Genomic DNA, 23,453 nt, shown 5'->3' on the forward strand with positions numbered 1-23,453 from the left:
GGGGGGGGGGGGGGGGGGGGGGGCGGGCGGGGGGGGGGGGGGGGGGGCGCGCGCCCCCGCCCCCCGCCCCCGGAGGGCGCCCTCGACGCGGGGCGCTGGCTGCGCGCCCACTCCGGCCCCGGCGACCTGGTCGCCACGAACGCGCACTGCCGCTGGGGGCGTGAGGAGCCGTGCGACGGCAGGCACTTCTGGGTGGCCGCGCTGTCCGAGCGGCGCGTCCTCGTCGAGGGGTGGACCTACACCTCCAGGAACACGGCCCGCTGGCGTCCGGAACTGCCCGCGCTGGAGCTCCCGTTCTGGGACGCCCGGCTCCTCGCGCTGAACGACGCCGTCTTCGAGGCGCCCACCGGCGAGGCCGTCCGGGAGCTGCGCGAGCGTCACGGGGTGCGCTGGCTCGTCGCCGACGAGCACCGCGGGGGCCCGGTGCCCGCCCTCGGCACCTTCGCGACGCTGCGGTTCCGTTCCGGCGACTACGCCGTCTACCGGCTGCCCGGCGAACCGGACTGAGGGCGGCCGGTCCGGGGCGTGTTCCGTGGATCCGCGCTAGGGCCTGGATTCACGGAACACGTCCGGAGAGGCCCCGGAGGGGTCCGGTATCCGGTAGACGGCGTAGTCGCCGGCGCGGAACCGAAGGTCGGCGAAGTCCCCGATCTCCCCGGGCTCCCCGGACTCACCGGACTTCGCGGTCTCACCGAGCTTCCCGGGCTTCCCGGGCTCTCCGATCCTCCCGGACTCCCCGGACTTCCCGGACTTCCCGGGCTTCCCGGGCTCTCCGATCCTCCCGGACTCCCCGGGCTCCCCTGCCTTCCCGGACTCTCCGATCCTCCCGGACTCCCCGGGCTCTCCGGGCTCCGGGGCCGGGCCGGGCCCGCTTTCCTCGGCGAGGAGCCAGCGCACCCCGTACCGTTCCCGAAGGAGCCGCACCGAGGCCGCCGAGGGTTCCCGGAAGACCTCGTCGTTCAGCCGGATCCGTTCCCCGTCCCAGAACGGGAGCCCCGTCATCGGCTCGCCCGGGCGCCAGCGGTCCAGGTTCGACGCGGTGTACGCCCACCCCTCGACGAGCACGCGCCGCTCGGACAGCGCGGACAGCCAGAAGTGGCGGCTGTCGCACGGCTCGCGGCGCCCCCAGGCGCAGTGCGCGTTCGTGGCGACCAGGTCGCCGGGGCCGGAGTGGGCGCGCAGCCACCGTCCCGCGTCGAGCGCGCCGGGCGGGACCTGCGGCGCCGCCGGGCGGCTCACCCGGTAGACGCCGCCCTCGCCGCCGCCGCGCACGATCAGCAGGGCGCGGGCGTGCCAGGCGGAGAGGGGGCCGACGGCGGTGACCAGGGCGATGACGAGGGCCCAGCCGCGAAAACGGCGCCTCGTCGCGACCAGGACGACGGCCACCGCCACGGCGAGGGCCGACAGGGCGAGGTACGGACGGTACAGGGCGGTCTCCGGCTCGCCCGGGGGCAGCGGGACCTCGACGCCGGACAGCGTGCGGACCAGGTGGGCGACGGCCACCCCCGCGCCCGCCGCGCACGCCGTCGCCAGGACCGACGCCCGTTCCCCGCGCGCGACGACGAGGAAGCCGCAGGCCGCGGCGACCGCCAGGTAGGGATAGGCCCCCTGCAGGAAGTAACCCTGGTTCATGGCGGGGCCCCCGAGCAGGACCACCGCGCCGACGCCCGCCGCGCCGACGCCCAGCATGAGCACCACCCCGGGGCGCGTGAGCAGCCGCGGCCGGCGCAGCAGGCCGGCCACCCCGCACCAGGTGACGGCCCAGCACAACGCGTACAGCAGCGTGATCCCCGCCAGCGAGGCGGGCGACGGCGCGGCGTTCTCCCCCAGGCCGGTCAGCTCCCCCCAGGTCCTGCGCATGAGCGAGAGGGGGTCGACGATCGTCGCCTGCCTCGCGCCGCCGAACAGCACGAACTGCGCGTAGCCGAGGCACGCGGCCGCCATCCCGAGCGCGGCGAGCGCGGGCCGCGGCGACCGGCGCCGCACGCACACCTCCACCGCGGCCACCGCGACCAGCCCGGCGACGAGCATGGGCAGGTACGTGGCCTTCGCCCCCATGACCGCCACCAGGAAGACGCCCACGAGCAGCCACCCGCCGGCACCGCGCGCCCGCCGCCGGCGTTCGAGGAGGTCGAGGAGGAGGAGGACCACCGGGGCGAACAGCAGGGCCCCGAAGGTCTGGGTGGGGCTCTCCCACGCGGAGTGCTGGACGCCCGTCCAGGTGAACAGCCCGTTCGCGTTCGCGTAGAGGCTCGGAACCGCGACGAAGATCGTGCCCCCGATCGAGAGCAGCGCCCCCGCCCGGGAACCGGTGACGCGGTGCCCGATCGCCCCCACCAGGACGACGAACGCCACCAGCATGGGCAGCATCCCCAGGCGGAACAGCAGGACCAGCGGCTCCACCCCGGTGGTCCAGCTCGCCGCCGCGAGGTGCGCGTAGACGAACCAGTGGTAGAGGAGCGGCTCGCCGGCCACCACGGGCACCGTCGGCGGCACGTGGTGCCTCAGCTCGCCGACCAGGGCCAGGTGGTACGGCATGTCGAACAGGGACGTCCCGATTCCCGGCCAGGTGAGGGGGGTCGTCCTGAAGAAGGTGAAGGAGCTCCAGGCGGCCACGTAGGCGACGAGCAGCGCGAGGGACCACGAGTACCAGGCGGGCGCGCACGGGCGGGCGACGCCCTTCCAGTGCCGGCGCAGCCGGGGGGCGGCGGCGAAGGCCACGTACGTGGCGAGCGGCCACGCCGCGACGAGCGACGGCGACCCGGCGGCCCGGGCGGCGACGTAGACGAGCACCTCCACGGCGTAACCGAGTGCCAGCCCGAGCGCGACCTCCTCCACCCGCGCGAGCCTGCGCGCCCTGCGGTACAGGGCCCGGAGCAGCAGCAGGCCGGGCAGTGCCAGGCCCAGCGCGAGGTAGCCGCCGAAGAACGCCATGTCCACGGCCGAGACCCCGTAGAAGGACAGCACGGTCACCACGACGGCGATCGCGAACACCGCCGGCGACCACTTCCGGACGAGGACGGGCGACGTTCCCCATATTTGGGAGGATCGAATTTTTCGATGGGGTATGTCCGGCTTTTTAGGGTCCGCGGCCGTTTCGGGCGGGCTCAGTGTCGAATCGCTACCGGACGCCGGCTTGATCATGCGCGTAAGTCTGGCAACGCGGGCGCACCCACCGGTCCCGAACATTCGCGTCCCGCGATGTTTTGCCAGGCTTTTGTGCCGGACGGGAGCGGTATGACGCGCCGGACGGCACCTCCCGGCCGTTGCCGACAATCATTCGAATCCGGATCGCAGGTGTTCGGCCATTGGTTTCCACGGCCGCTTCACAAGCGACTGACCTGCGAAGACGACATCCGACGACAACTCCGGCGGATATGTTAACGTCGGAGACCCCGCCCGGTTCCGATGAACCGGATCATTTTTCCGGCACCAATCGGAACGGGGAGGAAAGTGCTCGATTTTCTCGTCGGCAGCGGTCGTTGCGGCTCCACGCTTCTTCATGAAATTCTCACCGGCCATCCCGACATGGGATTCGTGACCAACCTGGACGACCGTTTCCCCCGGGTCCCGGATTCGGCGAAGCGGATCGGCGGGGAGATCTACCGCCGGGCCCCGCTGCGTTTCCCGGAGAAACGGTTGCGTCCCTGCGAGGCCCACCGCGCGCTGAGGCGGGAGGTCTCGCCACTGATCGTCGACTCCTTCCGGGACCTCTCCGCCGACGACGTCACGCCCTGGCTGGCGGAACGGCTGAGGGCCTTCTTCGGGAGCCGGGCCTCCGCGCAACGGGTCGGGCGCTACGTCCACAAGTTCACCGGGTGGCCCCGCGCGGCGTTCATGCACGAGGTGTTTCCCGAGGCGCGCTTCGTGCACATCGTGCGCGACGGGCGCGCCGTGGCCAACTCGTGGCTGCAGATGCCGTGGTGGCGCGGGCACCTCGGGGCGCCGGGGTGGCACTTCGGCCCCCTGCCCGAGGCCTACTCCGGGGAGTGGGACGAGGCGGGACGCTCGCAGGTCCATCTCGCGGGAATAGGCTGGAAGCTGCTGATGGACGCCACCGCCGTGGCGCGTGCCGCCGTCCCGCCGGACCTGTGGCTGCAGGTGCGCTACGAGGACCTGCTCGCCGACCCGCGCAAGCAGACGGACGTGATCCTCGACTTCCTCGGGCTCACCTGGACGCCCGGGTTCGAGCGCGGCTTCGCGCGCCACACCTTCTCCTCCGCCCGGCGCGAGGCGTTCCGGCACGACCTCACCCCGTCGCAGCTGGCGTTGCTCGACCGTTCCCTCGCCGGGCACCTGCGCGACTTCGGCTACCGCGTCTGAGCACGCCGCCGGGCGTCCGGGGAGCGCGTTCCCCGGGCGCGCGCGACGGCGGGCGCGCCGCCGGCCTCGAGCACGGCGCACCCGCGGGCAATCGCGCGCCCGGCGGGCAACGGCACGCTCGGCGGGAGACCGCACGCTCGGCGAGTGACCGCACGCGCGGCGGGCTCGGCGGGCGCGCCGCGGGCCTCAGGTGCGCCGTGCCCTCGTCAGTTCCTCGTAGAGGTGCTCGAACCATTCGGCCGTCCCGGCCATCTCGACGCCCTCGGAGCTGGCGGCGGCTCCGGACCGCAGCCGGCGGTGCGTGGCCGGCTCCATCGCCTTGAGGATCCCCGCGGCCAGGGCCTCCGGCGACTCCGGCTCGGTCAGGATCCCGTTCCAGCCCGAGGAGACCAGTTCCGGTATCCCCCCGACCTCGGTGGAGACCACCGGCACGCCGGCCGCGAGCGCCTCCATGACGACCACGGGAAGCCCCTCGTAGTGCGAGCTCAGGACCAGCAGGTCGGCAGCCGCCACCAGCCTCCTCGCCTGCCTCACCGGGCCCAGGACCCGTACCCGGCCCTCCAGCCCGCGCCGCTCCGTCTCGCGGACGATCCCCTCCCGCAGCGGCCCGTCCCCGGCCAGCAGGAAGAGCGCGTCCGGGCGCGCGAGGAGGACCTCGGCCGCGGCCCTGACCAGCAGCGCGTGGTTCTTCTCCGGCCGGAAGTTGGCGACGCAGACCACCAGGAACGCCCCTTCCGGCACGTCGAACTGGCGCCTGACGGTGCCCGCGCGCATCGCCCAGGAGCGCTGCCCGATGACGTCGACACCGTGTACCCGGGTCAGCAGGCGGCGCGCTCCCCGGACGGAGGGGGAGCACGCCACCTGTGACGAGACCGCGACCGTCCGGTCGTCGAGCCTGCGGACGAGGTAGTCGAGGAGCAGGCTGACCGCCGCCGTCAGGCGGCCGAGGCGGACGGTGGACGGCCGCCGGCAGTAGTGGACCGTCGACACCAGGACCGGCCGCCGGGGGGTGATCCTGGCGAACGGCCAGAGCACCGCGGCGGGGGTCGGCGAGTGCGCGTTGAGCACGTCGGGAGCGAGCCGGTGAACCGTTCTGACGAGGTGGGCGTAGGCCAGCGGGCGCGCTTTCGAGCTGAGGTCGACGACCGTGATCCCCGAGGCCCGCAGCTGTTCCACGAGCTCGCCGGTCGACGCGTGCAGGCACACGACCGTGTAGTCCTTGTTCACCCTCGGGGCGCGCCGCAGCCGCTCGACGAGGAGCACCTCGACGCCCCCGGCGTCGAGTGTCTTGACGACCTCGCACACGCGAAGATCCCTCATCGTGTCCTTCCTGGTCGGGGCGGCGCGGTCACCGCGCCGCCCGGGATCCGGCGATGGGCCGGGGCGGGACGGCGGGTTCCGGCGCGTGCCCGGGCGGCCGGGATCGAGGGCGCTCCCCGCGCCCGGCCTCGGTCCACGCGACCGCGGCCAGCACGCTGACGACCAGCATGATCGGCATTCGCTGGCGGAAGATCAGGCCGATGTTCGACATCGTCGTCGCGTAGGCGACCGTGCCCGGGGCGACGAACAGCACGAGGGCGAACAGCAGCGCCCGGTTGTGCCCCCACAGCCGGCGCGCCCCGCGCAGCGCGCTGTAGAGAAGGTAGTACCACAGGAACGTGTCCACCTTTCCGAGCTGCAGCGCCAAGCTGCCCCCCATCCAGGGGAACGGGGCCAGGAGCGTGTAGAACAGCTTCGGCACGAGCGCGCCCCAGGCATCGCCGCCGTCCTCGAACAGCACGCCGGAGCCGCCCTCCGCGCTGGACCTGCGGACCATCTCCGACTGGCCCTGGTCCAGCTGCTCCTGCAGCGCCGTGAAGGACGCCCCGCCGTCCGCCTGCGCGATGAGCACCAGGATGGGGATCAGCACCAGGATCGACACGATCAGGGAGTGGACGGACAGCTTCCGCTGCACCGGGGAGAGCCCGAACACCAGGGGCACCGCGCACATGAGCACCATGTACGGCCGCACGTGCCACAGTGCCCACAGCAGGGGGATCACGGCGACCAGCTTCCGCACGTCGAAGCGCCGCACGTTGGAGACCACGAGCCACAGGCAGGCGACGACGAGGAACGCGTTTATGCCGTCCTTGAACGTGTCGGACGTGTGCAGCAGGAGGGCGGGGAGGAAGGCGACCACGACCAGCAGCCGGAACGCCGCCCGCTCGTCGGCCCCGACGGTCAGCGCGAACCTGTACATGACGACGCACAGCCCGCCGGACAGGGTGGCGAGGACCGCCGTGCAGGCCAGCGTGGCCGGTCCGTCGCACAGGTAGACGATGACTCCGAAGAGGTTGCACGGCACCTCCATGGAGTAGATGGAGGGAATCTGGTCGGAGGTGACGAACCAGAAACCCTCGTGCCTCCAGTACGCGGCGACCTCCATGGCCTTGGCCAGATAGACGCGGTTGTCGCCGCCGTACTCGATGAGGCGGGGCTGCATCACCAGGACGTGCACGACCAGGCGGGCGGCGAAGGCGAGGAGCAGCACCGGGATCGCCCGGCTCGCCTGCTCCATCCCCAAACTGGCATAGGTAAGAAAAACCAGAAATACCGCCATTGAGAAGACGAGAAAAAACTCCATGAATGAGATCACCTTAGAAACGCATCGAGGTCATGCGCTGTGGGCCCGCCGCGGCCGGCGGGCCGGCGGAGCCTTCCGGGGGAACCCGCCGGGCACACCGGAAAGGACGCTCCGGACGCCCCGGGAACCCCGGGGGCCCGCGGCGTCAGATGACCGGCCGGCCGGTCATTTGACGCCGCGGACCACGTACATCCCGCGCCGTCTCTCTATCGAGACGTCGCTCAGGGCGAGGTCCTCGGTCCAGCGCCTGATCCGCCGCCGGGTCTGGGGTTTCTCGTACCGCGGGGCCAGCCAGTCGAACGTGTCCAGAATCGACCAGTTCCGCATCGTCTCCTCGTCCGTCAGGCCCAGGTGCCGGTGGTTGGCCACCGGCACCAGCCGCACGAGCCCCTGTCCCACGCCCGGGACGGCGCTGAGCGCCATGGACAGCGGCAGCAGGCGCGGCACCGCCCTCTCGACCAGGGTGTAGAGCCTCGCGGGAGGCATCCGCCGGGTGAAGGGGCGGATCAGCTGCCGCAGGTGGGGGTAGGCGATCATCGCCGCGTAGACGTCGACGCAGAAACGGCCCCCCGGCCTCAGGTAGCGGAACAGCGTCTTGAACGTCCGTTCCACGTCCGGGGTGTGCTGGACGACTCCGAGGCAGAGCAGGAAGTCGAAGGAATCCTCGGGGAACGGCAGCTCGTAGACGCTCGCCTGGACGAGTCTCAGATTGGGGAAACGGCCGTTCGAGGCGGCGTTGGCATGGACCGCGCTGGAGATGTCGAAGGACGTCACGAGGGCGCCGGTCTCGCACAGCACCTCGGTGAAGCGTCCCGCCCCGCTGCCGCACTCGAGCACGCTCCGGCCCCGCAGCCCGTCCGCGGACCAGCCGCTCCCCGTCATCAGCCGATCACGTGAGATCGGCATGCCGACGTGCGAGTCGAGCTGCGTCAGCCGATGCCTGTTCCACTGGAACCCGAACCCCTCCGCGTAGTTGTCCCGGGGAACGAACCGCGCGATCCCGTCGTCGACGGGATAGTCCGCCCCGCACCCGGCACAGCACAGCCCGGCCCCGTACGCCTCGGTCCCGTGCGCCCCGGTCCCGCGCGCCTCCGCCTCGTACGGCTCGATCCCGTACGGCCCGGCTCCGTCATGGAGCGAACCGCCGCACCGGGGACAGCACAGCGCGGGATGCCGGAGGACACCGGCACCCGTGTCAGCCGTCGTGTCTTCCGCAAAGGTCATCCGACCACCCGTTCAGCGAGAGGGAGTGAAGGGCCGCGACGTCGCGGCCGGCTCCCGGCGTACCGCCACAGGCGTCCGCCGGGTGGGCGAGCACGCGCGCCGGGCGCCCACGACGAGCACGGAGTCATGCCGTTCACCACGTTCGCTCACAAGCTCGCACGTCATGGCCGCCGGGTGGCGCCCGGCGGCTCCCCCGCGAGCAACGATCTTCGTGATCCTTACCAGCGGTTGGAGTTCGCCGCGACACGCCCCCCGGCGCCAACCACCTGCGAGCGGCCGGGGTCGGTTACTCTCAGCAAGATCACGGTAACGGCGGGCCCCGGACGTCCCGGCCCGTCACGAGAACACGGGGCAGGGGCGTCACGAGCCGCCGGCGCCGGCAAGCGATGGAGGGCCCGATGTGCGGGATAGCCGGAATGGCGTCGATGTCGCGCCCCGATCCCGAGCTCGTCCGCAGCATGTGCGAGGTGATCGCGCACCGGGGTCCCGACGGCTCCGGCTTCCACGAGGACGAGCACGCGGCGCTCGGCATGCGCAGGCTGGCGATCATCGACGTGGCGACCGGCGACCAGCCCGTCTACGGCGAGGGCGGGCGGGTCGTGTCGGTCTTCAACGGTGAGATCTACAACTTCGCCGAGTTGCGGCGGGACCTGGCCGGCCGGGGCCACCGCCTGAGCTCGGCGGGCGACTCCGAGTGCCTCGCCCATCTCTACGAGGAGTACGGCGCCGACATGGTCCACCGGTTGCGGGGGATGTTCGCCTTCGCCGTCTGGGACCGCGACCGGCGGCGGCTGGTCCTGGCCCGGGACCGGGTCGGGAAGAAGCCGCTGTACTGGAGGTCCGACCACGCCTCGATCTGGTTCGGCTCGGAGCTGAAGTCCCTGGCCCGCGATCCCGGCATGCGCCGCGAGATCGACCCCGTGGCGCTGCACCACTACCTGACCTACCGCTACGTCCCCGCGCCGTGGTCGATCTACCAGGGCGTGCACAAGCTGCCCCCGGGCCACGTGCTGGTCTGGGAGGCGGGGCGGGTCACCACGCACCGCTACTGGGAGCTGGACCGCACCCCGCGGGTGGTGACGGACGAGCGGGAGGAGGAGGAGCGCCTGCGCGAGCTGATCCTGGAGTCGACCCGGATCCGCATGGTGAGCGAGCGCCCCATCGGGGCGTTCCTCTCGGGCGGGATCGACTCGTCGGCCGTGGTGGCGGCGATGGCCATGCAGAGCCGCGAGCCGGTCAAGACGTTCTGCGTCGGCTTCGAGGACGACCGCTACGACGAGCGCGCCGAGGCCCGGCTGGTCGCCGAGCGCTACTCCACCGACCACCACGAACTCGTCGTGACGGCGGACCTCCTCGGCGTCCTGCCCCTGCTCGCCTGGCACTTCGACGAGCCGTTCGCCGACTCCTCGGCCGTCCCCAGCTTCCACGTGGCGCGGCTGAGCCGGCGGCACGTCACGGTCGTGCTCAACGGCGACGGGGGCGACGAGTGTTTCGGCGGCTACCGGCGCTACGCCCTGATGAACCAGGCCGGCAGGATCCCGGCCATGCCCCGCGCCCTGGCGGCGGCGTCCGCCCGCGCCGGCACCCTCATCACCGAGCGGAGCGGGTACGGATCGCCGCTCCGGCTGCTCGGCCGCGTCATGCGGTTCGCCGCGGAGTGCCCGTCGCGGCGCTACGCCGGCCTGATGTCCTGCTTCACGGCCGAGCAGAAGGCGGAGCTCTACAGCCCCGCGCTCCGCGAGCGGCTGGCGGGGGTGGACAGCCACGGGCTGCTGGAGGAGACCTTCGCGGACTCGTCCGCGGTGACCGCCCTCGGCCGTGTCCTGGACGTCGACACGACCACCTACCTCCCGTACGACCTGCTGGTCAAGGTCGACGTCACCACGATGGCCAACTCGATGGAGGCCCGCTCGCCGTTCCTGGACCACCGCCTGATGGAGTGGGCGGCGGGGCTTCCCGACCCGCTGAAGGTCCGCGACCGGCGGACCAAGCTGCTGCTGCGGCGGGCGGTCGCCCCCTGGCTGCCGGGCCGGCTCCCGCACCGTCCCAAGCGGGGGTTCGGCGTGCCGCTCGCCACCTGGCTCAGGGGCGAGCTGCGGGAGCTCTCCCACGACGTGCTCACCGACGGCGCCGCCCGGGGCAGGGGGCTGTTCCGGCAGGAGGTGGTCCAGGACCTGCTCCGGCAGCACGCCGAGGGAGCCGACCACGGCGACCGGCTGTGGGCGCTGCTGCAGTTCGAGCTCTGGCACCGGGCGCACGCCGTCCCGGACGGCCCCGTCATGGCGGAGATCGGATGCCCGGGGTCCTGAACAGGAGCGCGGCCCTCACCCAGGCGGTCCAGACGATGGCCAGCCACGTCCTGCGGCTGACCCTGGCGGCGATGACGGGCGTCCTGATGGCGCGCACCCTCCAGCCCGAGGGCCGGGGCGTCTACGCGATGCTCGCGACCACCGGCGGGATCGCGGTCGTCCTGGGCAACCTGTCGATCGGGAGGTCGCAGATCGCGCTGTGGCGGGACCCCGCGCGACACCGCGCCCTGGCCGGCAACGGCCTGCTCCTCGGGCTGCTCCTCGGACTCGCCTCCGCCTCGGTCACCCTGGCGGTCGTGACCGCGTTCCTTCCCCTTCCCTCGCCTCACCTGCTCGTCATCGCCCTGCTCGCGGTGCCGTTCGGCGTCGCGGCGGTGAACCTCAACGGGATCGCGTTGCTGCGGTCTCGCACCGACCTCGTCAACCGGGGGGTCGTCACGTCCGCGCTCGTCCTGAACCTGCCGGTCCTGGTGCTCGCGGCGACGGGACACCTCACCGTCACCGCGGTGATCGTCTGCTGGACGGCCGCCGTGAGCGCGCCCTTCTGGCTGCTCCTGCGGCCGCTCGGTCTGCGCGCCATGCGCGTGGAACCCGCGCTCGCCCGCCGCCAGCTCGCCCTGTCGTGCCGGTACCACGCCGGGCTGGCGGCGTTCCATCTCCTGCTGACCGTCGACGTCTTCCTGCTGGGCGTCCTCGTCTCCCCCGCCGAGGTGGGCCTGTACACCGTCGGAGCGGCTTTCCTGACCTTCTCGCGGGTGCCCGCCGACGCGGTGACGCAGGTCGCGCTCCCCCGCCAGGCGGTGGAGGACGAGCTCGGCGCCAGGGACGTCAGCGTCCGCGTCCTGCGGCTCAACCTGCTGCTGTCGTCCGTCTTCGTGTGCGTACTGTCGGCCGCCTCACCGGTGCTCGTCCCCCTGCTCTACGGCGCCGCGTTCGCCGGCAGCGTGACGCCGATCCTCCTCCTGGCCCCCGGCATCGTCGCCCTGTCGCTGCTGCGGCCGGTCGAGCAGTATCTGGTACGGCTGGACCGCCCGATGACCATGACCGCCTTCGCCTCCGGCGCCCTCGCGGCGAACCTGGCGTTGAACGCCCTGCTCATACCCCGGTGGGGGGCCACCGGCGCCGCCCTGGCCGCGAGCACCGCCTACACCGCCCTGGCGGCGGCCGAGATCACCTGGTTCGCCAGGACGACCGCGACCGGGGCGCGGGAGTTGCTGCCGCGCCTGTCCGACCTGCGTTCCGTGGTCCCGGCTTTCCCGCGCCCGTGATCCCCGGGCGGCACGATCGGCCTCCCGCCGGAATTCCGGCCGACAACGCCGAATCGCCGAACGGGGGGTCAAGCTTTCCGCGGCGACATTACCCTGACCGCGGCCCCGAAAGGACGACCGGCTCGTCGGCCGCCGAAACCTCGACCGAGTACGGCAATCGCGATCCGCCGGGTCATGTCACCACCGGCCATTCCATTTCCGCGCGCACACCGCTCTTCCAAAAAGGTCATAGGTCGCGATTCATCTGATCCTGCTCGCCGCTGCGGCCGCCGCCGACCTGCCCGTTTCACCGATGACGGTGATACTCCGCCCAGCCGCGTGAGGGCTTAGATCATGTTCAGGTAGGGAGAAGGAAAAACATCCCGCCGCCGACGTGACGATGCCGGTGAACGAATCAAAAAGGGGTTAGTTTCTCCGAAGTGACCAGGCCCATCACCGAGGAGCCCGTAATGAAGCCGGACGGTCGGATTCGTGTCATGGAGATCATCGCACGTATGAATGTCGGCGGACCGGCCACTCAGGTCATGGGACTGTACGAGGAACTGAACCCCGAGGAATTCGACCACCGTCTCTACACGGGCCATGTCGAGGGCGGCGAGGGCGACCATCTCCGCCTCCGGAACTCGGGGGTGGAGGTCCACCGGATTCCGGGGCTCGGCCGTTCGGTCCGGCCGGCCGACGACTACCGTGCCCTGGCCGCGCTGACCGGGGCCATGCGCGGGTTCCGCCCGCACGTCGTCCACACCCGGACCACCAAGGCGGGCGCGCTCGGACGGGCGGCCTCCTGCCTGTCGGGCGTCGGCTCGGCCCGGGTGCACGTGTTCCACGGGCACCTCCTCCACGGATACTTCTCCCCGCCCAGACGTCACCTCTACGTCAGGACCGAACGGCTGCTGGCCCGCGTGTCCGACCGGCTGGTGACGGTGGGGGCCCGGGTCAGGGACGAGTTGCTGCAGGCGGGGATCGGCCGTCCCGGGCAGTACGTCGTCATCCCGCCCGGGGTCCGGCCGGGACCGGTCCCCGACCGCGGCGCGGCCCGCGCGGCGCTGGGAATCCCGCAGGACGCGCCCGTGGTGGCGTACGTGGGCCGCCTCACCCAGGTGAAGCGGCCGGACCGGTTCGTCGCCGTGGCCCACGCGGTGCTCGGCCGCATCCCCGGCTGCCACTTCGTCATGTGCGGCGGCGGCGAGCTCGGGCGGCAGGTCGAACGGGACGCCGAGAGCGTCCGCGACTCCTTCCACCTGCTCGGCTGGCGCAGGGACGTGGAGACGGTCTACGCCGCCGCCGACGTGGTCCTGCTCACCTCGGACAACGAGGGCACCCCGCTCACGCTCGTCGAGGCGGGAATGGCGGGCACCCCCGTGGTCTCCACCCGGGTGGGAAGCGTCGCCGAGGTCGTCAGGGACGGGCACACCGGCCTGCTGTCGAGCACCGACCCGGACGAGCTGGCGGCGCACACCGTCCGCCTGCTGTCCGATCCCGGCCTCGCCCGCCGGATGGGCGGCGCGGCCCGCGACTGGACGACGCACGCGTTCGCCCTGGACCGCCTCGTCTCGGACACCGAGGACCTCTACCGGTCGCTGTGCGAGACGCGCGGCCGGCACCTGCTCGCGCGGGGGAGCAGCCGATGAGGGTGCTGGTGACGGGCGGCGCCGGCTTCATCGGCGCGCACACCTGCCGGACGCTGGCGGCCAGGCCCGACGTCGGGAACATCACGGTGCTGGACGACCTGAGCAGCGGGGATCTCGCCAACCTCGACGGCGTCGAGGCCGACGTCGTGATCGGCAGCATCCTGGACCGGGACCTGCTGACGGACCTGGTGGCCGGCGCCACGCACGTGATCCACCTCGCCGCCAGGCCGTCGGTGCCCCGCTCGCTGGCCGACCCGCTCGCCTCGCACGCCGTCAACGCGACCGGCACCCTGTACGTGCTGGAGGCGTGCCGCGCGAGCAGGCCGCACGTGATCCTCTCCTCCTCCTCCTCGGTGTACGGCGACCGTCCCGAACCCCGCAAGCACGAGGACCTGCCGACCAGGCCGCTCAGCCCGTACGGGGCCGGCAAGCTCGCCGCGGAGGCCTACGCGCTGGCCTACGCGCACAGCTACGGCCTGCCTGTCCTGCCGTTCCGCTTCTTCAACGTCTACGGCCCGCTGCAGAGCGCCGGGCACGCGTACGCGGCGGTGATCCCGGCGTTCGTCTCCGCGGCGCTGCGGGGCGAGCCGGTCCCGCTGTACGGCGACGGCGGCCAGGCGCGGGACTTCACCTACGTGGAGTCGGTGACCGGGGTCCTCGCCGACGCGGCCGCCCGCCGGGTGACGAGCACGAAGCCGGTGAACCTGGCCTTCGGCACCCGTGTCTCCCTGCGGCACCTGATGGACGTCATCTCCGAGATCCTCGGCCGGGTGGTGGAACCGGTGTCCCTGCCGCCGCGCAGGGGCGACGTCCGGGAGTCCCAGGCCTCCGCCCGCCTGCTGCGCGAGCTGTTCCCCGGGGCGCGCCCCGTCTCCCTCGAGGAAGGGCTCCGCACGACGGTGGCGTGGTTCGAGAAGACGCGGGCCGAGGACGTCGAGGCGGTGGCCGGCGTGCAGGCGTGAGCGGCCGTCTCCCGCCGACGACAGAGATCTCTCTCCAAGCACATGATGAGGAGAAGCCCGTGAGCAAGACATCACCCACCAGATATCTGATAACGGGCGGCAGCGGATTCATCGGCTCGCACCTGGCCGACGCCCTGCTCGCCCGCGACGACTCCGTCGTCGTCCTGGACAACCTCTCGACGGGACGGCTGGAGAACCTCAGGCCGCACCCGAACCTGCGCTTCGTGCACGGCTCGGTCCTGGACGAGCTCATGGTCGACGAGCTGGTCCACCGGTGCGACGTCGTCGTCCACCTGGCGGCCGCGGTCGGCGTCAAGCTGATCGTCGAGCAGCCGCTGCGGTCCCTGACGACCAACATCCGGGGGTCGGAGATCGTCATCGAGGCCGCGCACCGGTACCGGAAGAAAATCCTGATCACCAGCACGAGCGAGATCTACGGCAAGAACTCCTCGGGCGCGCTGCGCGAGGACGCCGACCGCATCCTCGGCAGCCCCGCAGTGGTCCGCTGGGCCTACAGCACCGCCAAGGCCGTCGACGAGATCCTCGCCAACGCCTACCACAAGGAGCGCGGCCTGCCGACGATCATCGTCCGGCTGTTCAACACGGTGGGCCCGAGGCAGAGCCCGAGCTACGGCATGGTCATCCCGAGCCTCGTCCGGCAGGCGCTGTCGGCCGTCCCGTTGACCGTGTTCGGCGACGGGACCCAGACCCGCTGCTTCGCGCACGTCGCGGACGTCGTCGACGCGCTGCTCAGGCTGCTCGACGAGGACGCGGCGGTCGGTGAGACCTTCAACATCGGTTCCGGCGACGAGGTGAGCATCATGGAGCTGGCGAAGCTCATCGTCGAGTTCACCGGGTCCACCTCCGGGATCGACCTCATCCCCTACTCCGAGGCCTACGAGCGGGGGTTCGAGGACATGACCCGCAGGGTTCCCGACACCGCGAAGCTCAGCGCGCTCACCGGCTGGGTCCCGCGGCGCAGCCTCGACGAGATCCTCACCGAGATCATCAGGGAGGCCTCCGGGGAGCCGGCGGCGTCCACCCCGTGAGCGGGACCCTCGCCCTCGTCTCGGGAGCGGCCTGCGCGCTCAGCGCCACGGCCGTCGTACCGCTGAGGCGTCTCGCGGTCCGCTGGAACCTCGTCGACAACCCCGGCGGGCACAAGGCGCACGCCCGCCCGACCCCGTACATCGGCGGCATCGCGATCGTGACGGGCACCGTCGTGCCCTTCCTGATCGCCCTCGGCCTCGCCGACCTGCAGATCACCGCGATCATCCTCGCCGCGGCCGCGGTGTCCGTCCTCGGGCTGATCGACGACATCGCCCCGCTGCCCGCGGTCACCAGGCTGGCCGTGGAGACCTCGGTGGCGGTCGGGGTGGTGCTCTCCGGCGTCCAGGCGACCGTGACCGGGACGTGGCTGGACGGCGTCCTCACGGTGGCGTGGATCGTCGTGATGACGAACTCCTTCAACCTGCTGGACAACATGGACGGCGCGCTGGGAACCGTCACCGCCGTCACCGCGGCCCTGCTGGCGGCCACCGCCCTGGCGCAGGGCCACGTCGCGCTCGCGCTGCTCCTGTGCGCGCTCACCTGCGCGTGCCTGGGTTTCCTGCCGTACAACTGGGCGCCCGCGAGGGTGTTCATGGGCGACTCGGGGTCGCTGTTCATCGGGTTCACGCTGGCCTGCTCGGCGGCCGTCCTCGCCGTCGGGCGTCCCGCGGACGCGGCGGTCGCCGGATTGTTCCTGCCGACCTTCCTGGCGACCCTCGACACCTGCGTGGTCTTCGCCTCCCGCATGCTGGCGGGCCGCTCACCGTTGCAGGGCGGCACCGACCACGTGTCCCACCGGCTGCGCCGGACCGGCCTGGGAACCCGCGCGGTCGCGGCGGCGCTCGGCGCGGTCGCGGCGATCTCCGGCGCCCTCTGCCTGGCGATGGCCCTGGGCCGGGTCTCCCCGCTCGCCGCGACGGCCGCGGCCTGCGTGATCGCCGTCGCCCTCGCCTGCCTGCTGCGGGGCGTGAGCGGGCGCGCGCCGGCCCCCTCCCCCGAATCCCTCCCGAAGATCCGCGAAAGGCGGCACTGACATGGAACTCCTCTATTACACGCGGCTCGCGCGCAGGAACTGGCCGTTCATCCTCCTGGCGCTGATCCTGGCGGTGGGCGCGTCGGCCGCCGTCACGGCCGGCACGCCGCCGAAGTACGTCGCGACGATCTCCATGCTGGTCTCGGGCCACGACAGGGAGGGGAGCCTGTCCACCGCCTACCAGGCGGGGATGCTGTCGGCGCAGCGGGTGCACTCGTACGCGACCCTTCTGTCCAGCCGGCGGGTGGTCGGCCAGATCACCGGCGAGGACGACGTGGAGCGCGTGCAGGCGAACATCACCGCGGAGGCCGTCCCCGGCACCGTGCTGCTGCGCGCCACGGTCGGCGACCCCGACCCCTCGCGGGCCGCGAACCTGGCCAACGCCCTGGGCGAGCGCTTCGCCGAGCTCATCGACCAGATCGAACGGCCCACCCCCTCCAGCCGCCCCATCGTGAAGGTCACGCTGGTGGACCGGGCGGAGACGCCCGACGCGCCGGTCAGTCCCAGGCCGGTGGTCAACCTGACGATGGCCCTGCTGCTCGCCCTGATCCTGGCCATGGCCGTCATCGTCGTCCGCGACCGCCTGGACACCACCGTCAAGTCGACGGAGGCGCTGCAGCAGGCGTCGGGCAGCTCGACCCTGGGGGTCATCGGCTACGAGCGGGACGCGCGGCGCCACCCGCTGATCGTGCGCAACCAGGGCCAGTCGTCCAGGTCCGAGGCGTTCCGCACGCTCCGCACCAACCTGCAGTTCATCGGCGTCGACCGGCAGCCGAAGTCGCTCGTGGTCACCAGCTGCCTGCCGAGCGAGGGGAAGTCCTCGATCTCGGCCAACCTGGCGATAACCCTGGCCCAGGCCGGCTGGCGGGTCATCCTGGTGGACGGCGACCTGCGCCGCCCGACCATCCCCGGCTATCTCGGCATCGAGGGGACGGTCGGCCTCACGGACGTGCTGATCAGCAGGGCCCAGCTGAAGGAGGTCGTCCAGGTCTGGGGCGAGCCGGGCATGTCGGTCCTGCCGAGCGGGCAGATCCCGCCGAACCCGAGCGAGCTGCTCGGCTCCGGCGGGATGCGCGAGGTGCTGGCCCAGCTGACCGAGACGTACGACATGGTGATCGTCGACGCGCCGCCGCTGCTGCCGGTGACCGACGCCGCGACGCTCGGCGCGCTCTGCGACGGCGTTCTCCTCGTCACCCGTCACGGCAAGACCCGGCGGGAGCACATGGCGCGCGCCACCGAGCTGCTGGCGTCGGTCAACGCCCGCGTGGTGGGGACCGTCCTGAACTTCTTCCCGCTCAAGGACAACACGTACTTCGGGTACGGGTACGGCTACGGATACGGATACGAGGCCAAGAAGTCCACGCCCAAGGTCAAGCATCCTGTGGGTGTGTGAGCAGCCGGAGCGGGACGGCGAGCGCTCTGGCGATGTTCCGCCCGGCCGCCCGGTGGGCCAGCCGGGAACCCTGGTAGGGGTCGGCGATGTCGAGCTCGTCCACCCGCACCAGCCCGCGCAGCGCCCGCGCCTCGTCGACCAGGGCGCGTGCCCGATGCGCGGGATCGCGATGCCGGGTGATCTTCCCGGGTGGCACGGCCTGCACCAGCGTGCCGAACTCGGCGATGGTGAAGGCCCGGCCGGCCGCCGCGAGATGCAGGGCCACCGCGTGCGCCCGGTGCCGGCCGGTGGCCGTGAGCACCAGGTCCGCCTCGGCCACCAGGCCGGGGACGAGCAGGCGGGAGCCGAAGTCCGCGGGGTCCCCGCCGAGCCGCACCAGCGTCCGCCGGGTGTGCCTGGCCATCTCCATCCCGGGCCGGGCGTGGGTGCCCGCGCTGATCACCTGGACCGCCGGGCACGGCCCGAGCGCCGCGCGGGTCAGCCGCTCGGCAAGCGGGGAACGGCAGATGTTGCCCGTGCACACGAACAGGATGCTGAACCGGACGCCCTCCCGGGGCGCCGGCGCCTTCCGCACGTCCCGCCAGCAGCGCGGGCCGCAGCCCTCGTGCCCGGGCGGGACGAGCCCGGTCTCCCCGTGGCCGGTGACCTCGGCGGCTCCTCCGATGGCGGGGCTCCGCGCGATCCCGGCGTGCTCCGGTGAGGCCCTCATGACGAGAGGGTAGATCGGCTCCCGTGCGTCACCGCCCGCGGCACACCGCTCTTTGCCCTTTTATACCGACGCACGCGACAGATCGTACGGAAGAGGTCCGTTTCCATCAGGGTGCGCACCCGCGCGGGTCCTCGGTGACGCGGGTCCGCTGCGGCCGGACGAGCGGCTGGACGGGGACCAGCGGCGGTTCCCGCGAGGCGACCTCGGTGAGGTCGAACTCCAGGGACCTCGACTGCCCGGGGGCGAGTTCCAGCATCACCGAGTAGACGGGGTGGGACCGCTCGGTCCCCTCGATGACGGCCGTCCGCTCGCCGTCGAGCCGGGCCCCGGTCATCCGGCCGCCGAGCCCGCCGTACAGCGACACCCACAGCAGGTTGGAGCCCACGGCGGGCCGCCGCGCGGGGCGATCGAGCCGCCCGGTGACGTAGGAGGGCAGCGTCCCTGCCGGGACGTCGTTGGTGAGCCTGACCCGCACGGTCGAGGAGCGCAGGCCGTCCCGGCAGGGGCCCAGCTCGTAGTCGAGGGAGCGGTCCAGGTAGTAGTCGAGCTTGCCGCCGGCGGAGTTGTTGACCACCAGCCCCGCGAACGGCCCCGGCCGTGACGGCAGCACGCCGCCGATGGGGGCGCGGGCCAGGATCCGCTGTTCCGCGCCGTGGCGGCTCCAGACCTGGATCCGCCGCTCGCCCACCATGCGGCCCATCACGGGCAGCAGCGCCGCGGGGTCGGCCAGCGACCTGGGCAGCGCCTCGCCGACGGCACCGGCGATCTCGAGGAGGAAGCGCTTGCGCGCCATCGGGTCGGTGTAGCGGGCGTAGGCCGCCCGCTCGGTGAGGTCGACGACGTTTGCCCCGGTCACCTTCTCCCCGCCGGGCAGGGTGACCGGGCCGATCAGCCCCAGCAGGTGGGCGAGCCCGGCCGGGTCGACGGCCACGGCGCCGTCGAGCCGGGTGCCGGCCCGCCGCTCCCACAACCCGGCCCAGGTGGCGGCGGCGTACGGGAAGTGCGGGGAGAGGTTGGAGACGGACAGCATCCTGGTCGCCCCCGGACCGTAGCGCCGCAGGAACTCCCGGCCGTGGTCGGCGACGGGGACGGGGCTGGTGAACAGGCCGGTGTCGGCGGACAGCCGTTCGACGGCGATCCGGCCCCGGTCGGCCCTCAGGATGCCGAAGGCTCCCACCAGGCCCCCGGTGCCCCGCGCCTCGGCGTTGGTCTGGAAGGCCAGGAAGTAGCGGCGCGGGCCGTCGCCGCCCAGCATCGGAGGGAGCAGCGCGGCGGCCGTCGCCACGTCGCCCAGCGTGGCGCGCAGCCGGTCGACCTCGCGCAGCGCCGTGCCGCGCGCCCGGTCCAGCCGGTCCACGCCGGTGTGCGCCGGGGCCGCCGCCAGGCGGGAGCTCACCCGCGCGAGCCGGGTGACGGCGTCGCCGAGGACCGGCGCCGCCGTCTCGGCGGTGGCCAGCAGCCGCCTCGACCCGCCCGGGGAGGGCGTGGCCGCCGCGACGAACGCCGCGCCGGCCCGATGGAGGCCGTCCAGCACGTCGATCAGTTCCGCGACCCCCTCGGCCAGTGCCCGGACGGTCGTCGCGGCGTCGCCCAGCACCGGGGTGCGGGTGAGCACCGACCAGTCCGCGCCGGCGGTCAGCCGCCGCGCCTCGGCCGCGTGCCGCCGGGCCTCGGCGAGCGGTCCCGCCATGAGGCCGGGTTCGGCCGCGCCCACCGCCGCGCGCAGCCGGAGCAGCGCGTTCTCGGTCGCCTCCAGGTGATCCCGCACGCTCAGACCGAGGTGGGCGGACCAGCCCCCGGCCGGTACGGCGACGGCGAGGGCCAGCAGGCACGCCGTGAGGGCCCGGCGGCGCCTTCCCTGCGGTACCCGATGCCGGCTGCGCCCGCTACGCGCCACTGGAGGATCGACGGCGCCGCACGGAGATCAGGATGCCGGCGGCCCCGGCGGCCAGCAGGCCACCGCCCACCGCGGCCACGGCCGTCAGGGGCGCTCCGGTGAAGGGCAGCCCGCCGTCACCGTCACCCGTCTCCAGTGAGACTCCGCGGACGCATCCCTCGTCGCCGTCACCGCAGCCGTCACCGCAATCGTCGCCGCATCCCCCGAAACCGTCACCGTCTCCGTCTCCGAAGCCGTCGCCGTCACCCCTGTCGGCCCCGGCGCCGGCGATGAGGCGCGCGAGGTTCCGGGCGGCGATGGCGAGGGACTCCGCGGCCGAGGCGAGGTGCGCGGCGGCCTTGGCGATCTCCTCGGCCTCGGTGGCCACCCGCTGGGCGCCGGTGGCCACCACCGCGGCGGCGGAGTCGGACGGCGCCGCGAGAACCGCGAGCGCGCCGGCCTCGGAGGCGATGTCTCCGGCCCTGCCGGCGATCTCCCTGGCCTTCCTGGCGCTCTCCCTGGCCCTGGCGGCGATCTTCTCCGCCTGGGCGGCGAGCGACGCGGCGTAGGAGCCGTCCCGCTCGTCTCCGGGGCTGGTCTCCGCGGCGGAGGCGGCCTGCCGGGCCGCGGAGGCGAGCCGCGCGGCGGCGGGAGCGACCCTCGCCGCACCGGCGGCGCCGTCCTCGCCGTCCTCCACCGCGCGGAGCCTGGCCTCCGCCGAGGCGATGGAGGCCCGCTGGGCGTCGAAGTTCGCTCCGCCGACGACGCCGGCGAGGTTCTCCACGGCAGTGGCGACCGCTCCGGCCTGCGAGGCGACGGCCCCGGCCTCGGAGGCGACGCCCTCGGCGTCGGCGATGGCGTCCTGGGCCTCGGAGGCGAGCCTCGTGGCGGCGGCGGCGAAGTCGATGGACGGCGGGTACGGGGACGCCGCCGATGTCCGGAGGCCGGTTTCGGCGGTCGCCGCCCCACCGGCCCCTACCGCCGCGCCGCTCCCGGCCATCACCGTGAGAAGAATGGACACAATGAACTTTCCGGCCATTTCGGGCTCCTCATGGCGAATATGTCAGTCCAGGAACAGACGCTTGGCACACAAACGACATGCCTCCGGAACCCGTTATATTTGCCTATTGAAAAGCCCGCCCGATCGGCTCACGCCCCTTACCGAATGATCGCCGACTGTTTATGGTGGCGAGACGGCCCGGCCCGGCCGAGGACCGCCCGGGCCGGACGGGCCGGACGGGTCACGGCGCGGCCTCGACCCGGTAGACGGGCCCCGACAGGCTGAGCGCGTACAACTCGCCGTCGTGGTCCTGGCCGAAGGACGACAGCTGTTCCACCGTGCCGAGGTCGTCGCCCCGCCCCTTCCCGCCGGGGGGCGCGGCCTTGACCCAGCCCGCGCAGAAGTCTCCGTAGACGAACCGTCCCTCCAGGCCGGGGATCTTCTTGCCCCGGTAGACGTATCCGGCGATGACCGAGCAGTTGCCGCCCTCGCCCAGCGGATACTCGATGACGGGGTCCACAGTGTCGCCGCCGTCGCCGTCACCGCCGCCCTCGAAGGGGTGGGTGCCCTCCTTCAGGTTCCAGCCGTAGTTGCGGCCGCCCTCGCCCTTCGGCTCGAAATCGACCTCCTCCCAGGCGTTCTGACCGACGTCGCCGATCCACATGTCGCCGGTCCTCGCGTCGAAGGTGAACCGCCAGGGGTTGCGCAGGCCGTAGGACCAGATCTCCGGCTTGGCGCCCTGCCTGCCGACGAACGGGTTGTCGCGGGGGACCTTGTACGGGGTGCCGCGCGGGTCGATTCTGAGGATCTTGCCGAGCCAGGTGTCCAGGTTCTGGCCGTTGCCCTGCGGGTCTCCCCCGCTGCCGCCGTCGCCGAGGGCGATGTAGAGGTGCCCGTCGGGCCCGAAGGCGAGCTGCCCGCCGTTGTGGTTGGCGTATGGCTGCCGCTGGGTCAGCACATCTCTGCGGCCGGTCGCCCTACCTCCGGAGAAGGCCCATTCGGTGAGGTGGGTGTGCCCCTCGCGGTCGGTCCAGTTGAGATAGAGGAAGTTCCCTTCCGGGTGGAAGGCCACCCCGAGCAGCCCCTGCTCGTTGCCCGTGCTGATCTCCCCGGAGAGGTCGACGACGGGCGCCTCGGCGACCTTCCCGTCCTTCACCGCGCGCAGCCGTCCCGTCTGCTCGGCGATGTAGAGCGTCGGGTCGTCCTTGCGCAGGGCCATCGCCACCGGCATGTCGAGCTGTGCGAACTCGGTGAAGCGGACCTTCGGGGCGGCCTCCGTCCCCGCCTCCCCGGTGGGTTCCGCCCGCGAGGCCGCAGGCGACGCGGCGGGAGGGACGGATCCGGATTCGGCGGCCCCGGTGGTCCCGGTGGAGGAGCAGGCGACCAGCGCCGCGCTCAGCAGGGCCAGGCCCCATCCTGTCCGGTGGGAGATCGGCACGGTTCTCAGCCTCCTGTGTTCGTCACCTGCTCAGGCGATCACTTGTACGCGCCGGGCGCCGCGCAGGTTCCGGCCGCGGGGCGACTCCCGCACGTCCCTGCCCTCCCCAGGCCGCGTACGTCCATTCTCCGTTCGCTGATTCTCAGTGTCTCTCCGAGGGTCAACGGCGTTCAGCCGGCCCGGCCCACGCCCCTGTGCACCCGAGCCGTACGGTCGATGAGCTCGCGCAGCGCGCCCTCGTCGACGTCGCCGAGCCGTTTCAGGTAGAGGCAGCCCTTTCCGGCTTTGTGGGGACCCAGCCGGGTGAGCACCGACGCGTGTCGTTCCTCGAACCCGCCCACCAGGTAGACAACGAGATGCTGCTTTCGCGGCGAGAAGCCCACCAGAGGCCAGTCGCCCGTGCGTCCGCTCTCGTAGGTGTGGCGATAACTGCCGAAACCGACGATGCTCGGGCCCCACATCACCGCGGGCTCACCGGTCACCTCGCGCAGGATCGCGCGGAGGCGCTCCGCGTCGGCTCGCCGGCGTTCGTCGGGGACCGCAGCCAGAAAACCGTCGACGCTGACGTCGGTCGGAACCGTCACCGGCTGTTTCGATGTCGCCATGGGGGCATG

The 23,453-nt window shown here is 72.7% G+C and carries 18 protein-coding genes; 9 read left to right on the forward strand and 9 right to left on the reverse strand.

Annotation, left to right across the window (positions count from 1 at the left end):
* A partial coding sequence (locus AB0G15_RS03245) for a hypothetical protein (protein WP_362834842.1) occupies window positions 1-507 on the forward strand: 507 nt, incomplete at its 5' end.
* Between the two features lie 36 nt (window positions 508-543).
* Here AB0G15_RS03245 and AB0G15_RS03250 read toward each other — a convergent pair.
* The gene (locus AB0G15_RS03250; RefSeq protein ID WP_362834844.1) at window positions 544-2,994 is read right to left on the reverse strand and encodes a hypothetical protein; all 2,451 of its coding nucleotides are present in this window, start codon (window positions 2,992-2,994) and stop codon (window positions 544-546) included.
* Window positions 2,995-3,453: 459 nt separating this feature from the next.
* Between AB0G15_RS03250 and AB0G15_RS03255 the strand changes: the two genes are divergently transcribed.
* Window positions 3,454-4,323 carry a sulfotransferase gene (locus AB0G15_RS03255; RefSeq protein WP_362834846.1) on the forward strand — a complete coding sequence of 290 codons (870 nt, stop codon included), beginning with the start codon at window positions 3,454-3,456 and terminating at the stop codon, window positions 4,321-4,323.
* Window positions 4,324-4,509: 186 nt separating this feature from the next.
* Here the strand turns inward: AB0G15_RS03255 and AB0G15_RS03260 are convergent, their stop codons facing one another.
* From AB0G15_RS03260 to AB0G15_RS03270, 3 genes are all read right to left on the reverse strand, one after another.
* On the reverse strand, window positions 4,510-5,643 hold the full coding sequence (locus AB0G15_RS03260; protein WP_362834848.1) for a glycosyltransferase: 1,134 nt from the start codon (window positions 5,641-5,643) through the stop codon (window positions 4,510-4,512).
* A gap of 28 nt (window positions 5,644-5,671) precedes the next feature.
* On the reverse strand, window positions 5,672-6,880 hold the full coding sequence (locus tag AB0G15_RS03265) for a hypothetical protein (RefSeq protein ID WP_362834850.1): 1,209 nt from the start codon (window positions 6,878-6,880) through the stop codon (window positions 5,672-5,674).
* A gap of 231 nt (window positions 6,881-7,111) precedes the next feature.
* Window positions 7,112-8,170, reverse strand: a complete 1,059-nt coding sequence (locus AB0G15_RS03270) for a methyltransferase domain-containing protein (protein ID WP_362834852.1) — start codon at window positions 8,168-8,170, stop codon at window positions 7,112-7,114.
* Window positions 8,171-8,568: 398 nt separating this feature from the next.
* Between AB0G15_RS03270 and asnB the strand changes: the two genes are divergently transcribed.
* From asnB to AB0G15_RS03305, 7 genes are all read left to right on the forward strand, one after another.
* Complete coding sequence (asnB, locus tag AB0G15_RS03275; RefSeq protein WP_362834854.1) at window positions 8,569-10,479, forward strand: asparagine synthase (glutamine-hydrolyzing); 1,911 nt, start codon at window positions 8,569-8,571, stop codon at window positions 10,477-10,479.
* Window positions 10,464-11,747: a polysaccharide biosynthesis C-terminal domain-containing protein gene (locus tag AB0G15_RS03280; RefSeq protein WP_362834856.1), complete on the forward strand. Its 1,284-nt coding sequence runs from the start codon at window positions 10,464-10,466 to the stop codon at window positions 11,745-11,747. Before asnB ends, AB0G15_RS03280 begins: the two co-directional genes overlap by 16 nt.
* Window positions 11,748-12,241: 494 nt before the next feature.
* Entirely contained in the window at window positions 12,242-13,378 is a 1,137-nt protein-coding gene (locus tag AB0G15_RS03285) for a glycosyltransferase (RefSeq protein ID WP_362834858.1), read from the forward strand.
* Entirely contained in the window at window positions 13,375-14,340 is a 966-nt protein-coding gene (locus tag AB0G15_RS03290) for an NAD-dependent epimerase/dehydratase family protein (protein WP_362834860.1), read from the forward strand. Before AB0G15_RS03285 ends, AB0G15_RS03290 begins: the two co-directional genes overlap by 4 nt.
* Window positions 14,341-14,399: 59 nt before the next feature.
* Window positions 14,400-15,389 (forward strand): NAD-dependent epimerase/dehydratase family protein, encoded by a 990-nt coding sequence (locus tag AB0G15_RS03295; RefSeq protein WP_362834862.1) that lies wholly within the window; start codon window positions 14,400-14,402, stop codon window positions 15,387-15,389.
* Window positions 15,386-16,423 carry an MraY family glycosyltransferase gene (locus tag AB0G15_RS03300; protein WP_362834864.1) on the forward strand — a complete coding sequence of 346 codons (1,038 nt, stop codon included), beginning with the start codon at window positions 15,386-15,388 and terminating at the stop codon, window positions 16,421-16,423. Before AB0G15_RS03295 ends, AB0G15_RS03300 begins: the two co-directional genes overlap by 4 nt.
* Before the next feature lies 1 nt (window position 16,424).
* Window positions 16,425-17,816, forward strand: coding sequence for a polysaccharide biosynthesis tyrosine autokinase (locus AB0G15_RS03305; protein WP_362834866.1), 1,392 nt, complete (start codon window positions 16,425-16,427; stop codon window positions 17,814-17,816).
* Here AB0G15_RS03305 and AB0G15_RS03310 read toward each other — a convergent pair.
* From AB0G15_RS03310 to AB0G15_RS03330, 5 genes are all read right to left on the reverse strand, one after another.
* Window positions 17,794-18,525 (reverse strand): hypothetical protein, encoded by a 732-nt coding sequence (locus AB0G15_RS03310; RefSeq protein ID WP_362834868.1) that lies wholly within the window; start codon window positions 18,523-18,525, stop codon window positions 17,794-17,796. The two genes, AB0G15_RS03305 and AB0G15_RS03310, sit on opposite strands and share 23 nt — an antisense overlap.
* A 106-nt stretch (window positions 18,526-18,631) precedes the next feature.
* Complete coding sequence (locus tag AB0G15_RS03315; protein WP_362834870.1) at window positions 18,632-20,422, reverse strand: DUF4012 domain-containing protein; 1,791 nt, start codon at window positions 20,420-20,422, stop codon at window positions 18,632-18,634.
* Window positions 20,412-21,440, reverse strand: coding sequence for a hypothetical protein (locus tag AB0G15_RS03320; RefSeq protein ID WP_362834872.1), 1,029 nt, complete (start codon window positions 21,438-21,440; stop codon window positions 20,412-20,414). Before AB0G15_RS03320 ends, AB0G15_RS03315 begins: the two co-directional genes overlap by 11 nt.
* A gap of 202 nt (window positions 21,441-21,642) precedes the next feature.
* Window positions 21,643-22,839 (reverse strand): PQQ-dependent sugar dehydrogenase, encoded by a 1,197-nt coding sequence (locus tag AB0G15_RS03325; RefSeq protein ID WP_362834874.1) that lies wholly within the window; start codon window positions 22,837-22,839, stop codon window positions 21,643-21,645.
* 170 nt (window positions 22,840-23,009) lie between these two features.
* Window positions 23,010-23,444 (reverse strand): DUF1801 domain-containing protein, encoded by a 435-nt coding sequence (locus tag AB0G15_RS03330; RefSeq protein WP_362834876.1) that lies wholly within the window; start codon window positions 23,442-23,444, stop codon window positions 23,010-23,012.
* Window positions 23,445-23,453: the final 9 nt, after the last annotated feature.

The organism is Streptosporangium sp. NPDC023825, from assembly GCF_040639575.1.
In the GTDB taxonomy this organism is placed as follows: domain Bacteria; phylum Actinomycetota; class Actinomycetes; order Streptosporangiales; family Streptosporangiaceae; genus Streptosporangium.

What these genes read in the sequence shown, in the direction of transcription:
- AB0G15_RS03260 (WP_362834848.1), bottom strand. Translation starts at nt 5,643, where the DNA reads ATGAGGGATCTTCGCGTGTGCGAGGTCGTCAAGACACTCGACGCCGGG.
- AB0G15_RS03265 (WP_362834850.1), bottom strand. Translation starts at nt 6,880, where the DNA reads ATGGAGCAGGCGAGCCGGGCGATCCCGGTGCTGCTCCTCGCCTTCGCC.
- AB0G15_RS03270 (WP_362834852.1), bottom strand. Translation starts at nt 8,170, where the DNA reads ATGACCTTTGCGGAAGACACGACGGCTGACACGGGTGCCGGTGTCCTC.
- asnB (WP_362834854.1), top strand. Translation starts at nt 8,569, where the DNA reads ATGTGCGGGATAGCCGGAATGGCGTCGATGTCGCGCCCCGATCCCGAG.
- AB0G15_RS03280 (WP_362834856.1), top strand. Translation starts at nt 10,464, where the DNA reads ATGCCCGGGGTCCTGAACAGGAGCGCGGCCCTCACCCAGGCGGTCCAG.
- AB0G15_RS03285 (WP_362834858.1), top strand. Translation starts at nt 12,242, where the DNA reads ATGAATGTCGGCGGACCGGCCACTCAGGTCATGGGACTGTACGAGGAA.
- AB0G15_RS03290 (WP_362834860.1), top strand. Translation starts at nt 13,375, where the DNA reads ATGAGGGTGCTGGTGACGGGCGGCGCCGGCTTCATCGGCGCGCACACC.
- AB0G15_RS03305 (WP_362834866.1), top strand. Translation starts at nt 16,425, where the DNA reads ATGGAACTCCTCTATTACACGCGGCTCGCGCGCAGGAACTGGCCGTTC.
- AB0G15_RS03310 (WP_362834868.1), bottom strand. Translation starts at nt 18,525, where the DNA reads ATGAGGGCCTCACCGGAGCACGCCGGGATCGCGCGGAGCCCCGCCATC.
- AB0G15_RS03320 (WP_362834872.1), bottom strand. Translation starts at nt 21,440, where the DNA reads ATGGCCGGAAAGTTCATTGTGTCCATTCTTCTCACGGTGATGGCCGGG.
- AB0G15_RS03330 (WP_362834876.1), bottom strand. Translation starts at nt 23,444, where the DNA reads ATGGCGACATCGAAACAGCCGGTGACGGTTCCGACCGACGTCAGCGTC.